The following is a 12,757-nucleotide window of genomic DNA, read 5'->3' on the forward strand; positions in this document are numbered from 1 at the left end:
TACTTGCCCCCTAATTTCTAATTGAAATCCCTTTCCTTAATAAACCTTTAAGCTCCTCAATGCTTAAAACATTCTCACGTTTCCTGTGCAACATTCGATGACAGTTTGAACAAACAGGAACTAAGTCTTTTTCCGGGTCAATTTCAATCACCTCGTCTAATGTACTCAAAGGTTTAATATGATGAATTTCAATAAAATTTTTACCATGCTCCCCATAAAATTGCTCAAAATTAAATTCACATACGACACAAGATGTTCCATGAATTTCGATGGCCCGAAGTCTATTTATCGCTTTTCTTTCATAGCGGTTACCAAAGTATTGTTTTACTTCTCCATCTTTATAGAATGAAGCATTTTGCGACCTTTCTGCTTGTAAATCTTGCTTGATAATATATGACAATCTCTTCACGTTTAATTTATCAAAAACGGTCTTTAAACTCTGGCTTGGTTCCTTTTCCCATGAATCAGCCTTTAACCTATCTTCCTTATAATGAACCATGCTTATATCTTCCAACCTCACTAGTGGATTTCTAGAAAATAAAAGCTCCATTCCTTTATGCTTCGTAGGAGTTAATAATTGTTTTGAAGTATCGTCTTTAACCGTTGCTTTATACACTATTTTGTGGTCCTCTAATAATATAACCTCATAAATAAATGGGCCCTTATCATAATGATCAAGGAACTTCTTCACTGTTATAATATAAAATGGAGTCTCTTTTCCTTTCACATACGTTTTATTAGTTAGTTCACGATTGAACTTTTCTTGATCAAAGCCTACACTGCTAGAGTTACTACCCATAAGTTTTTCATTCCACAATTTGTTTAAGATTATCGCTTGTTCCTTACTTATTAAATAGTTTGTCTGATTAGACATTCGAAGGATTAATAAATTGTATAATGTAGAATGTTCTAATAATTCTTGTCGATTAATAAATACATCATCCAATAATCGATTTTCTATTTGTATCGGCACTCTTATTTTCATTTCTTGCCCATCTGTATTATTCCAATATGGGCTTGGATCGTCATTCATAACAGGTGTTCCAGTAACCGCTCCTTTTGCGATAATGCCTCCTGTTCCTCTTTGACCACCATCAGAACGCCATATGTAAACTGTATCACCTATATTAATTACATTTTGAAAATGCTCTTGGTTTAGAGACCACATAATGCTTGTATTGTCTCTCAGATAGTCATTTATTCGAAACTGTCTTGGATTTCCTTGAAAAATCCATGTATTATTCTGTACATCTCTTTTCGTCATTGGTAATTTATTACCTTGATTATGTTGATAATTGGACAAAAATTCATCCCACTGATCAAATTCAAATACTTTTTCTAATTGTTCTTCAAAGAAACTCTCCCATTCAGATCCAGGTAAGTTTGCATACCCCATTTTAGTAGCAACCCAAGTAAAGAAACCTTCCCCTGGTCTTTAAGTATCATGATTAACAACAAGAACAGATAAGGGTGGAAAACCATTTTTAATACACCTCAATGAAATTTCCCCTAATGGTTCATTAAGTTTAATAGGAGAAATAGCACCGCGTAACTCTTTGCTAATTTTACCGTACTCAATTAGACTATTTTTCTTAGCACAATCTACTAAAATTTCCTTTATTCTAAATAATAGTTTTTCGTTCAAATCACCCACACCCTTAATTCGTTTTTGACTTAATTCCAACAGCCCTAAATAAATGTTTCCACTCTAAAAAGGCATAAACGTATCTATTTCCATTTAATTTCCTTTAAGTCTATTCAGTGTATTTAGATTTCGTCCTTTATTTATAGCCTTGATTAATTTTCCATATTATTAAGAATTAAAGTTTCTATTAAATTAACTCCATCCATATTTTCCTATATTTTAATATTACCGCAATTTAGATAATTTTTACTACCTTTAAATTACATCGCACTAGTTAATTGGTCTGGTCTTAAGACTTTTATCTCTTGATAGAACCCCTCCCTCAATTTGGCTAATAACCTTTCGTCTATTAATCTCAATTTATACAGGTTGAATTACTTTATTGGCCAATAAGTATTCTTATTAACATTACTCCAGCCTGTAATGCATTAAACTGTGAATTCACTTTTTTCTAGAGGAGTAAAAATTTAATAGAGAAAAGAGGAATAGCAATGCCATTAACTACAGAGCAACTAGATGAAATAAGAGCTAAATCGTTTTTAAACCATATTGATAAGCTTTGGATCAAAGAAAACTACAATGTTTCTGTCAGAACTGCCGACCGAATAATAAAACGTCTCGGACTAACACATGCAAAAGAAAGGACGATCAATGTGCTTAAAGGGTATATTTCTGGTGAGCCTACTCGTAACTTGGCTCAGAATTATAATATGAGTGCCCAAAACGTTAGACAGCTTTTGCGGGTGCGTGGAATTAAACGAAGAAATACGAGTAATATGTACCGTGCCAATTTTAATTACTTCTCTGAGATAGATACAGAAGAAAAGGCGTACCTACTTGGTTTCGTTGTCGCCGATGGTTGCCTTACTAAGAAAGGGACTTTAACGATTACACTTGCCAAAAAAGACAAAGATATAATTTTAAAATTTAAGGAAGCTATGGAGGCAGAGCATCCAATTCGTGAACATATTGCCAAAACACATCACGGAGATTTCGAGGTGGTTTCTCTAGATATTACTTCTCCTAAATTAGCACTAGATTTAATGAAATTTGGTGTTGTTCCTAGAAAAACTCATAAAATTATATTTCCGGAAAATCTAGATAGAAAGTTTTATAGAGATTTTATCAGGGGCTACGTTGACGGAGACGGGACCTTCTGCCTTGCTAGGAATGACCAATATGCGATGGATATCGAAGGCACACAAGAATTTCTAGAAAGCATTCGTAAAATACTACAATCCGAATTAGCTGTACCGGCAAGTGCGAAACTTTATGCACAAAACAAAAGCAACAACATTAGAAGACTCCAATTAAGAGGAAAAAAACAAGTTATGACGGTATTAAATTGGCTATATGAAGATTCAAAGATCCATTCAGATAGAAAATATACTAAAGAAGCACAGGGACGGTTCTTGAGCTTCCTTCGCTTAGTGAAACGAAAGAAGCAAGAGATCCGTCCCCCTTGCTCCAATCACCATACGGTCCTAAATTAACTTGTTCCTTTTATATTTATGGTTCGATAACTCAGCTTGTTGTACTGGTAAACCTTAGACGGAGAACAATATATCTACATAATCTCCGCCTTAATATCAGTAATTTGATAGCCACATAATGGCGTCATATCCTGAGGACAAGCTGATATCCCAATAATTAAATCAGTTAAAGATTTAAAAACAACATAATCCCCCGCCTTTGATTCGGGTTCTGTAAAATTGGCAAATGTTCCATCTGCATTCAGAGGGGAATTTTGAAATAAATTAAGTGGGTCTGGTATGAAACCATAGTCTAAGTTATATTCCTCTAGGGCTTGAGCAAAATTGTCACGGCAGTTTCGGTGATTTTCTACGCCAAAATCTAGTTTATACCGCATTGGATCACAGCATGGATACAGCGTATCGTGAACACCAACCGTATCTTCAAGAATTTCTAACAGGGGATGGCGATAATTGCTGTATAACTGGTCCCCTTTCATCACGGTCAATCGACTGTTCATTGTACGCGTATGGGCCGTTGATAAATATTCATCTTTTTTATGAAAGGAAATGGCAATAAAATCAGCAACCTGTTTCCCCTCAACATCAGTCACTTTTAATAATTCACCCGATTTCAGCAGAAAACTCCGGGCTTCTCCTCCAGGTATATGAATGATATTTGGCAAACTGTATCCCTCCTTTAACCTTTTACACCTTCACCTACACCTGCAACTTCTGCAATTTGTTCTCGTTTTTTTGTAATAAAGCCCATGAAATCAAGGATTAGTCTGGAGGCAGTTTGACCTGTCATACCAGTTGGGTCATATTGAGGAGCAACTTCAACGAAATCAAAGGCAACGACATCACCGTGATTGGCTATGGCTTCTAGCAAATCATTTGCTTCATCATAAGAGAATCCCCCTGGAGATGGAGTACCTGTTCCCGGTGCGATAGAAGGATCAAGACCATCGACGTCAAATGTTACGAAATAACGTGCTCCTTTTGGTATGTGTTTTAAAACCCCGTCGATACCAATTTTCCGAGTTTGTTTTGGACTTAGGATCACGCTGCCGTAATCTCTCGCAGCATCGAAATCACCTTTCATGCTGCTGCCAATTCCACGAATCCCAACCTGAGCCATTTCGTTAAAATGATCCATTTCTGCTATACGGCGCATCGGGCTTCCATGACCAAATCTCTGGCCGGATCTCTCATCAGCCCAGTCAAGATGAGCGTCAATTTGAATGGCAACTAAAGGTCCAAGTGTATCCAATGCTTGTGCAACTGGAATCGTAATTGAATGATCTCCACCTAACACAACTGGCATGGCTCCTTTGGATATAATTTTACGAACAGCATCCTCAATATTTTCAAAGCTTTGCTGTAGATCTCCGTGAACCATATCGACATCGCCACAGTCAACAATTTTTAGTGGGGGAGCAAGAAACATCGTGTCACGCTCTGGATCATATGAGCCATTTAAGCCGAAGCTATATAATGTAGAACCATCGCGAATACTGCGTGGACCAAATCGTGTTCCGGAACGCCATTGTGTTCCCATGTCATATGGTACTCCTATGATGGCAATGTCAGCATCTAACTCATCTAAATTAGTACATATAGGATATTTCCCAAAGCTACAGATTCCTGTGAATGGTAAATTTAATGTTTGCTTTTCAAAAGATTGTTTTGGTTTATACATCTCTAATTCCTCCCTAATTTTTAAAAATTACTTTAGAACAGTATTTAAAAATTGACGTAGCCGCTTACTCTTTGGTGTCGTAAAAATTTCAGCAGGCGGTCCTTCCTCTACGACGATTCCTTGGTCCATAAAAATAATTTGGTCAGCGACTTCACGTGCAAAGCCCATTTCATGTGTGACGACGACCATTGTCATTCCCTCAGACGCGAGGTCCTTCATGACTTTTAACACCTCATTTACAAGCTCGGGATCAAGTGCTGACGTTGGTTCATCAAATAGCATTATTTTCGGATCCATTGTTAAGGCTCTCGCAATCGCAACACGCTGCTGCTGGCCACCGGATAAACTAGACGGATAGGCATCCTTTTTTTCGGTTAAGCCCACTTTCGACAACAATTCTAATGCTTTAGAAGTAGCTAGTTTTTTCTCCAACTTTTGAACAAGTAAAGGTGCTTCGATAAGGTTGTTGAGTACAGTTTTATGTGGCCAAAGATTGTATTGCTGAAAGACCATTCCCAGACTAGAGCGCATACGGCGTAGATGTGCCTCATTCTTTTTGTTCTGTGGGAATAGTACCTCATTATCAATCGTTATGGTTCCACCGGAAGGAGTTTCGAGCAGGTTCAGACATCGTAATAATGTACTTTTTCCTGAGCCACTTGGACCAATGATACAAACGACTTCCCCATTCTTAATCTTTAGATCAATACCAGTTAAGATTTCATTCTCGTCAAAGGATTTTTGCAAGCCTTCCACCTGAATTACTTCTGTTTTGACAGCTATTTGGGTCATTTTACCCCTCCTCCTTTAAAACTCTTGTTTTTTAAAAAATATGAATCTCTTTGGAGGAGATTCTTTTTTTCTTAAGTGGCTTGTTGCGGAAACTTCCAATCTACCAAACAGGAATGATAGTGAGCTGACAAACGCCCAGTATAATATCGCAACCATCGTATAAACTTCGACGTAATTATAGGTTTCGCTTATCGCCCTTTGGCCAACAAAGGTTAACTCTGTCACTGTGATGACAGACAATATCGCGGATTCTTTTACTATTGTAATTATCTGGTTTGCTAATGGTGCAATAATAAGACCAAGCATTTGGGGGATCACAATTCGAAATAAAATCGCAGTTTCGCTAATTCCCAATGCTTGGGCTGCTTCAATCTGCCCTTTTGGAATCGATAGAATACCAGATCGATAGATTTCTGCAAAATACGCTCCACCGTATAGACTGAGGCCAATAATTCCAGCGGCCATCGCACTCAGTTCAAGGCCAAACACTGGACCAACATAATAGAGAAGAAAGACTTGGATTAAAAAGGGAGTTCCACGGAAAAATTCAATATACATATTGGCGATGATCGAACACCAGCCTGGGAACTTCATTTTAATCCAACATGTAATAGCACCTATTATGAGTCCAAGAACAAGACCAATGAAACAAATAAACATTGTATTCAAAAGGCCTTCAAACAATACCCCGCCATATCGGGTGAACATACTAAAATCAAATGACATTCGAGCACCTCCTTTTAACGGTAAATGGCCGTTTTGCGCTCTAATAATTTAGATCCCTGTGAAATGGTTAGATTCATAAGAAGATAGAGGAGCGCGACTGCTAAATAAATTTCAGCTGGGCTATAGGTTGTACTGACAATTTGCTGTCCAACCCGAGTCAAGTCAACAACAGCAATGACTGAAACAAGTGATGAATTTTTCAATAATGTAATCAACTCGTTTGTAATAGATGGCAAGATCTTCACAAACACTTGTGGAATGATGATGCGCGTCATTGATTGTAACTTTGAAATCCCTAGTGCTGTCGCAGCTTCATTTTGTCCTTTTGGTATTGACTCAATTCCAGCACGAATAATTTCTGCTTGGAAGGCCGCCGTATTAAGAGACATTGCAAGCACTCCACTCGCAAACGCTGGAATCTCAAAACCAAAACTCGAAAAGCTATAATAGACAATTAAAATCTGAATGATAAAAGGAATACCACGAATAAGATTAATAAACACACGCGTCGGGATCACAAGGATTTTCTTGCGGCTTAAAAGGAAGATTGCTAGAATTAAGCCGCATAGTGTTCCAAAGACAATTCCTAATACAGACATTTGTAGGGTAACCCATGCACCTTTTAACAAAACAGGCAAACTACTGATCAATAAATCAAACTTAAAATCCATCGCTACCCTCTCCTATCCCTTATTTTGGCAGGTAGCCGGAATCTGGTGTGTCCATCGTAAAGCCGAACCATTCCTCCTGCATTTTTGCTAATTCTCCTAAATTACGAAGTTCTAAAATCTGTTTGTTTAAATAGTCAAGCAAGTCTTGATCACCTTTGCGAACCGCCCACGAGATCCAAACTGGGTCACCAAATGTATCAACAATTTCAAACGTATCTGGATTTTGTTTTAATATTCCTGATAGGTTGGCTTTTGTATTAATAACAGCATCTATTCGTCCTGTTGCTAACTCTTGATACGCTTCTGGAAAGCCTACGTATTCTTTAATTTCCTTAACTCCTCCTCCGTTTGCCGTTAACTCTTCATTATACTTTTCCAGAGATTGTAATTGCCCAGAGCCAAGCTGTGTCCCTACGACTTTTCCAGCAATATCTTCAGGATTTTTGATAGAGGAATCGTCTTTTCGTTTCAGGACAGCCATCGTTCCATCGGCAATTGGTATTGTAAAGTCATACTTTTCTGCACGTTCAGGCGTAATCGTTACAGATGTTGCAACAAAATCAAATTTCTTCGCGTCAAGCCCTGGTAAAATTCCTTGCCATGGAAGATCCAGTTGCTCTAACTCGACATCAAGGTCTTCAACGACGACATCTAAAATATCTTTTCCATAGCCAACGATTTTGCCATCCTTAACAAATTCAAACGGTTCAAACGCTGCTTCCGTCCCAACTGTTAACTTCCCACTGCTTTTGATTTGTTCAAACGTCGTACCTGTTCCATCACTCTCAGCAGGTGCTTCACTAATAGTTGACCCACTTTCAGATGAACCACAAGCACTTAATAATAAAGTACTGAGAACTCCTATCGTTCCAACGCGGATTAATTTTTTAAACATTTATACCCCTCCTATTATTATAAAATTACGATTATTCTGACTTTTTAAAGCGTACCTTACACGCTTTTTATAAAAATAATTCATATCATCTGATGAATTAACTAAAAATTTATCTTATCATCTGATGTTTTTGAGTTGAAAAATCCAGACATCTGATCTTTTTATATTAAGGCGTGTTTCTTAGTTTAATATTGACCTCTGCCCACATTTTCGCTTCTTCCGGATTTTGTTTGATAATCGCTTGATAAAGATTTTTATGAACATCATTATTTTCTTTGTAATAATCCTTTTCATCTTGGATCAACACATCAAGCATTTGATTAAATAGCTGATGAATAGACGTATACATGTCAATTAGCACCGAATTATGACTTGCTTCACAAATCGCATAATGAAAATCTAAATCCGATTGAAGATATTTGGGTATATTGCCTTCGGTTAAATACTGATTCCGTTTTTCCAAGTGACGAGAAATTTTTTCTAGATCTTCTTCTGTTCTTCGCTGGGCTGCTAAGCCGGAAATTTGAATATCTAGAATTTGTATCACTTCATTCATTTCTTGCCCATCTGCTTTTAATAGTTTCGCCTCAAAGGGATCGCCGGTTAACTGATATGAGCGGATATACGTACCATCTCCTTGCCGGACCTCTACTAATCCCATATAGACGAGCGTCTTAATTGCCTCTCGAATCGTCGATCTTCCAACATCTAACAATTTCATCAACTCAGTTTCCGATGGTAGCTTATCACCTAGACTGTATGTTTCAGATTGAATCATATTTTGTAATTGTACGAGAACTTGATCCACCAGATTTTGTTTACTGACTTTGTTCATACTCCATCAATCACCTCCTTCTTTATCTAAATCAATTAACTTGAGTTTAAATTATCAAATGCTTTGGAGGAGTACTACTAAACTGTTAGGAAATATAACATAGAAATTTTAATTATTAATAAGAATGCTTTTAAAACTAAAGACTAATGTTTTACCTAATTAGCTCAAGAGATAAAAACAAGAGGACAGTTCTCATGTTACTTCGTTTTGAGAAACGAAAGAAACATGAGAATCGTCCCGATGATTGCTAATAACGCTATTGCCGAAAGAGTTTGGACGTCATAATAGGAGGTATGGGTATAGGGATTTAGGAGCCTAACAAGATGAACCGTGGTGGACTTACACAAAAAAGATAACCGGAAAAGGAATAGGTTATCTTAAGGTAAGGATTTTTCATATTATATTTTAGTTAAAAATTTATAAAAAATAAATTAGTTTCCCTCTACTAATCAATCTACTTTAATATCAATACTTGAAACATCCATTTGAATTGAGCTAACATTACTATCAATTGTCTGTACATCCAATTTAATTGAGTGTACATATGAATCAATGGAATTCACATTATTATCAATTGTCGCAACATCTAGTTTTATTGAGTGAACATTGTTATCGATCATATTTACATTTGTATCTATTGAATTTAGACTGCTTTCTAGAGAATCCACCCTACTATTGAGTTCCCTAATTTCTAATAAAATATCACCTAATACATCTACAACATCTTGTAAATCAGCCAAAATTAATCCCTCCTAATTTTACTTCTTCCTCATTTTAAACTAATTGATAAAATACTGGAATATTAATCCATTATTTTTCAATAAATATTTTTATTCTATATCCTACTTACAATTGTTCAAATCTCTTCAATTTTGTACTTGTATTCATCCACCAATCACGACTCCACACATGATTAATTTCCCACCCTTTTGTTATGGTAATCTTTGTCGATAGCCTTCTCTTTCTATTACTGCCGGTGCAATCCAATTGATTCTTGACTGCTTTTGAATTTAAACTTCAGTTCCTTGCCTAGACCATTCAGATCAAATGTGCAAAAACATCTTTTCCTTATCATTTCATATATGTTTAAACACGCAAAAATTAGACACTAAATTTTTCATCAATATATGCTAGTTCATTTTCGTGACCTTCTTCAAAATAAAATTTCAGAAACAAAGAGCAGCATCTGCTACTCTTTGTTTCTTTTGGCTTGCGGGGACTCGCCTCGGTAATCTACCCAGGAGCTTGCTCCGCCGTTTTGGTGTCCGCAAATAAAGCGGTTTGCTTGGGAGATGTTGTTAAATTCGGTGTCCTCATTGAAGATGTATACATCTCCATTTTTTTTGAGCACTTTTTCCCTCAGCAGTTTTTCCTTTAGTTCTTGCATTTCTGGCTCACTTGAAATGATTTGAGCCTGGGACCCAGCCAGCACCAAGAAATTTTTGCAGCCATTGGAATACCTTGCTTTTGCTTCATAGTTACGATGGGTAAATTCGTAAATCATATCGAATTCTTCTATGCCTAAAATATCTTTTTGAGCAATGTGCAGTAGTGAACGAAATTCACTCATTTGGTCGAAAATAGACTTTTTATCTCTTTTTTCAATAGGATTCAAGGAAATTGTATTGTTATTCATAGATTCGCACGTTTCTGCTTGTTGTATCGCTTTATTCGTTAAATATTCGTAAGCTTTGAGAAAATTTAAATCCATGTCATTGTATTTGGAAGTCCAGAAGATGACTTCGGTGAAGAAGTCTTTTGAAAAGTCATTTTCGTGGCTGTATGACCGCGTCTTCCCATTTAATGAATGCCCTGTATAAGCCCCCATAATTTCTTTATTAATTAATTCACCTAACAGAACATAAACCCCTGATTTGTTTAAAAACAGCTTTGTATCGTGATGGGTTAGAAAATTTCGGTCAAAGCAATACAATTCGCTGCTGCGGGTATGAAAGTAATATTTACGTATAAAACCATCACCCAAAAGTTCAATGTTTGCCGATAAGTTTAACCTTTCCGTGGACTCTATTACGTGAATGTCCTTAATATATTCAGTAGATCGTCCGCTCATGAAATTTCCTCCTTTTTATTTTGTTTGTTTATTTAACTCTTGCTCGTAAAGTTTGATTTGCCGATGAATATCCATTTTGTCGCGTTCCAGCTGCCAATGCTTCGAGAACCTTTGGGCACCAGACTTTCCTGTCGGTTCGTCTAGTTGGTCCCAAAACCAAATTCGTTCAATGTTTTGATTGTCTTTCCAACCTTTCATACTTGCTTACCCCCTTTTCAGACAACAAAAAAGAGCATGACATAGTTCAGCCGCTGTACGGATCAGCCGCTAAAAACTTATATCATGCTCCTATCTAATAAAAACCTACTAGCCATCCTAAATGATAGCCTATTATCATCTTTGCTTTCGCTTATTTATTAAAATGCTCACTTTTGAGCTTATTTTTCCCTGTCTATTATTCAGTTTTTTCGTTACAAATGGTTCTATATCACCTCCTCTTAATGATACTTTATGACTTATTCAAAACTTTAGAACTATTTCTTTCATTTTATTTCAATAAATTGTCTAATATTTTATCAATTATTTTTTATAGCTGCTTCCTCCGTGCAATCTACAGCTGTACTTGTTAAACAATTCGTTGATTTCAAAGACTTGGAATTAGATAAGTCACTTCCGATATTTGTTTCACTGTTAACTTTACGTTACCAGCGTCTGTCGTGCTGATTAAGTATGTTAGGTAAAACGAAATATAATGACCATCCTTCAAGTTGATTTGTTTCTGACAATATCGGGGACATGACAGTCAGGATGGTTCTAAAAAAGATTCTAAAAGAAGTGACTCTTAATATAAATTTACTAATGTAATTTTATATTAGGGGTGATTAGATGACGTTAGCACTTAATTTTAAAGGTAAGGATTTTATTGTTATGGCGATAGATGGAAGGGAAACACATTATATTGGTGGGGAATTTGCATTCTATGAGGATAATAATAATAAAATTTTTATTCTTCCTAATAATTATGTGATTTCTTTTAGTGGGAGATTAGCAACTTCTTGTTCATTAGATAAAAACAAGAATGTTATATATAGAGGAAAAGATGTTCGAGACCTTGTTTATAGTTTAATGCATAATGACTATTGTAAAAAAATGAATAGACATAACTTAGAGGAATATATAATTAGCAAGTTTGGATTCTACTTTTCAGATTTTGATATAAATACATTTGTACATATTGGCGGTATTGATAAGGAAGGTTTATTCCTAAAACAGCTCATTTTTTGTAACGGAAAGCTTATCGAAATAAGAAATCCTGTGTATAGTTATTTGTTTGACGGTCCTGATTATGGTCAGATTGAAGATAACATGACTAGAACAGCAGAATACGGAGATGAGATAACCCCTCAAGATTTTGAAGGCAATTTTATTCTCAAAAAAAGTAAGGGGGAATTGATTCGATATGCTGAAAGAGTGATGCATAATGTTATTCGGGAAAACACAAACAAGAGTATCGAGCAACAAAGCATCGGAGCACATATAGATATTGCGTTAATCACAAGTCAGAAAACTGACTGGATAAGTAAAAATGGAAAACAGTTTTATTTTCGCAATAATCACAATGTAATTTACGGACTACGCAAAAAAATATCAAGTATTGTTAAGCAGCCTCCACAAAACAAAACTCAAAATAAATAACTATCACTCTTTATAGAGTCTCACCTCCTAGGACTGAGGCTTTTTTATTTTAATTTGTTCAACCTCTCCGATTGATGAGCCATGATATTCCGCTAACGCATGGACAATTTCTAAAAGATCTGCTAATTCTTCAAGAGAGCTGGCCTTGTCGTTTGCTTCCACATACTCCTGTAATTCTTCAAACCCTTTTTCCTGTAGCTTTTTTATGTATTCTTCATGAGATAAGATAGAAGTTTTATAAGCTTTTCCAGTTTTCTCAATAATTTCTGGAATTCTGTCTCTAACAAGCTTGTTATACACTGGCATATTGCTT

At 36.1% G+C, this 12,757-nt stretch carries 15 protein-coding genes; 2 read left to right on the plus strand and 13 right to left on the minus strand.

Annotation, left to right across the window (positions count from 1 at the left end):
* Nucleotides 1–10: 10 nt before the first annotated feature.
* Both LPC09_RS12380 and LPC09_RS12385 read right to left on the minus strand, forming a co-directional pair.
* The gene (locus LPC09_RS12380; RefSeq protein ID WP_231309620.1) at nucleotides 11–1,396 is read right to left on the minus strand and encodes an HNH endonuclease; all 1,386 of its coding nucleotides are present in this window, start codon (nucleotides 1,394–1,396) and stop codon (nucleotides 11–13) included.
* Between the two features lie 39 nt (nucleotides 1,397–1,435).
* Nucleotides 1,436–1,645, minus strand: a complete 210-nt coding sequence (locus LPC09_RS12385; RefSeq protein ID WP_231309621.1) for a hypothetical protein — start codon at nucleotides 1,643–1,645, stop codon at nucleotides 1,436–1,438.
* A gap of 491 nt (nucleotides 1,646–2,136) precedes the next feature.
* On the opposite strand from LPC09_RS12385, the gene LPC09_RS12390 reads away from it, so the two are divergent.
* Nucleotides 2,137–3,138 carry a hypothetical protein gene (locus LPC09_RS12390; RefSeq protein WP_231309622.1) on the plus strand — a complete coding sequence of 334 codons (1,002 nt, stop codon included), beginning with the start codon at nucleotides 2,137–2,139 and terminating at the stop codon, nucleotides 3,136–3,138.
* A 74-nt stretch (nucleotides 3,139–3,212) separates the two neighbouring features.
* On the opposite strand, the gene LPC09_RS12395 is transcribed toward LPC09_RS12390, so the two are convergent.
* From LPC09_RS12395 to LPC09_RS12440, 10 genes are all read right to left on the minus strand, one after another.
* Complete coding sequence (locus tag LPC09_RS12395) at nucleotides 3,213–3,803, minus strand: DUF1989 domain-containing protein (protein WP_231309623.1); 591 nt, start codon at nucleotides 3,801–3,803, stop codon at nucleotides 3,213–3,215.
* A 14-nt stretch (nucleotides 3,804–3,817) separates the two neighbouring features.
* Nucleotides 3,818–4,819 (minus strand): agmatinase, encoded by a 1,002-nt coding sequence (gene speB / locus LPC09_RS12400; protein WP_231309624.1) that lies wholly within the window; start codon nucleotides 4,817–4,819, stop codon nucleotides 3,818–3,820.
* Nucleotides 4,820–4,846: 27 nt separating this feature from the next.
* On the minus strand, nucleotides 4,847–5,611 hold the full coding sequence (locus LPC09_RS12405) for an amino acid ABC transporter ATP-binding protein (protein ID WP_231309625.1): 765 nt from the start codon (nucleotides 5,609–5,611) through the stop codon (nucleotides 4,847–4,849).
* A 15-nt stretch (nucleotides 5,612–5,626) separates the two neighbouring features.
* On the minus strand, nucleotides 5,627–6,337 hold the full coding sequence (locus LPC09_RS12410; protein WP_231309626.1) for an amino acid ABC transporter permease: 711 nt from the start codon (nucleotides 6,335–6,337) through the stop codon (nucleotides 5,627–5,629).
* A 14-nt stretch (nucleotides 6,338–6,351) separates the two neighbouring features.
* Nucleotides 6,352–7,008, minus strand: coding sequence for an amino acid ABC transporter permease (locus LPC09_RS12415; protein WP_231309627.1), 657 nt, complete (start codon nucleotides 7,006–7,008; stop codon nucleotides 6,352–6,354).
* 19 nt (nucleotides 7,009–7,027) lie between these two features.
* Nucleotides 7,028–7,903 carry a transporter substrate-binding domain-containing protein gene (locus LPC09_RS12420; RefSeq protein WP_231309628.1) on the minus strand — a complete coding sequence of 292 codons (876 nt, stop codon included), beginning with the start codon at nucleotides 7,901–7,903 and terminating at the stop codon, nucleotides 7,028–7,030.
* Nucleotides 7,904–8,069: 166 nt separating this feature from the next.
* Nucleotides 8,070–8,738: a FadR/GntR family transcriptional regulator gene (locus LPC09_RS12425; RefSeq protein ID WP_231309629.1), complete on the minus strand. Its 669-nt coding sequence runs from the start codon at nucleotides 8,736–8,738 to the stop codon at nucleotides 8,070–8,072.
* A 449-nt stretch (nucleotides 8,739–9,187) separates the two neighbouring features.
* Complete coding sequence (locus LPC09_RS12430) at nucleotides 9,188–9,478, minus strand: hypothetical protein (protein WP_231309630.1); 291 nt, start codon at nucleotides 9,476–9,478, stop codon at nucleotides 9,188–9,190.
* A 449-nt stretch (nucleotides 9,479–9,927) separates the two neighbouring features.
* A complete protein-coding gene (locus LPC09_RS12435; protein ID WP_231309631.1) occupies nucleotides 9,928–10,809 on the minus strand; it encodes a DUF4357 domain-containing protein in 882 nt (293 codons plus the stop codon).
* A 15-nt stretch (nucleotides 10,810–10,824) separates the two neighbouring features.
* Nucleotides 10,825–11,007 (minus strand): hypothetical protein, encoded by a 183-nt coding sequence (locus tag LPC09_RS12440; protein WP_231309632.1) that lies wholly within the window; start codon nucleotides 11,005–11,007, stop codon nucleotides 10,825–10,827.
* Between the two features lie 627 nt (nucleotides 11,008–11,634).
* On the opposite strand from LPC09_RS12440, the gene LPC09_RS12445 reads away from it, so the two are divergent.
* Nucleotides 11,635–12,444: an Ntn hydrolase family protein gene (locus tag LPC09_RS12445; protein WP_231309633.1), complete on the plus strand. Its 810-nt coding sequence runs from the start codon at nucleotides 11,635–11,637 to the stop codon at nucleotides 12,442–12,444.
* A 27-nt stretch (nucleotides 12,445–12,471) separates the two neighbouring features.
* On the opposite strand, the gene LPC09_RS12450 is transcribed toward LPC09_RS12445, so the two are convergent.
* Nucleotides 12,472–12,750: a nucleoside triphosphate pyrophosphohydrolase gene (locus LPC09_RS12450; RefSeq protein ID WP_231309634.1), complete on the minus strand. Its 279-nt coding sequence runs from the start codon at nucleotides 12,748–12,750 to the stop codon at nucleotides 12,472–12,474.
* Nucleotides 12,751–12,757: the final 7 nt, after the last annotated feature.

It is taken from the genome of Metabacillus sp. B2-18 (assembly GCF_021117275.1).
GTDB lineage: Bacteria > Bacillota > Bacilli > Bacillales > Bacillaceae > Metabacillus.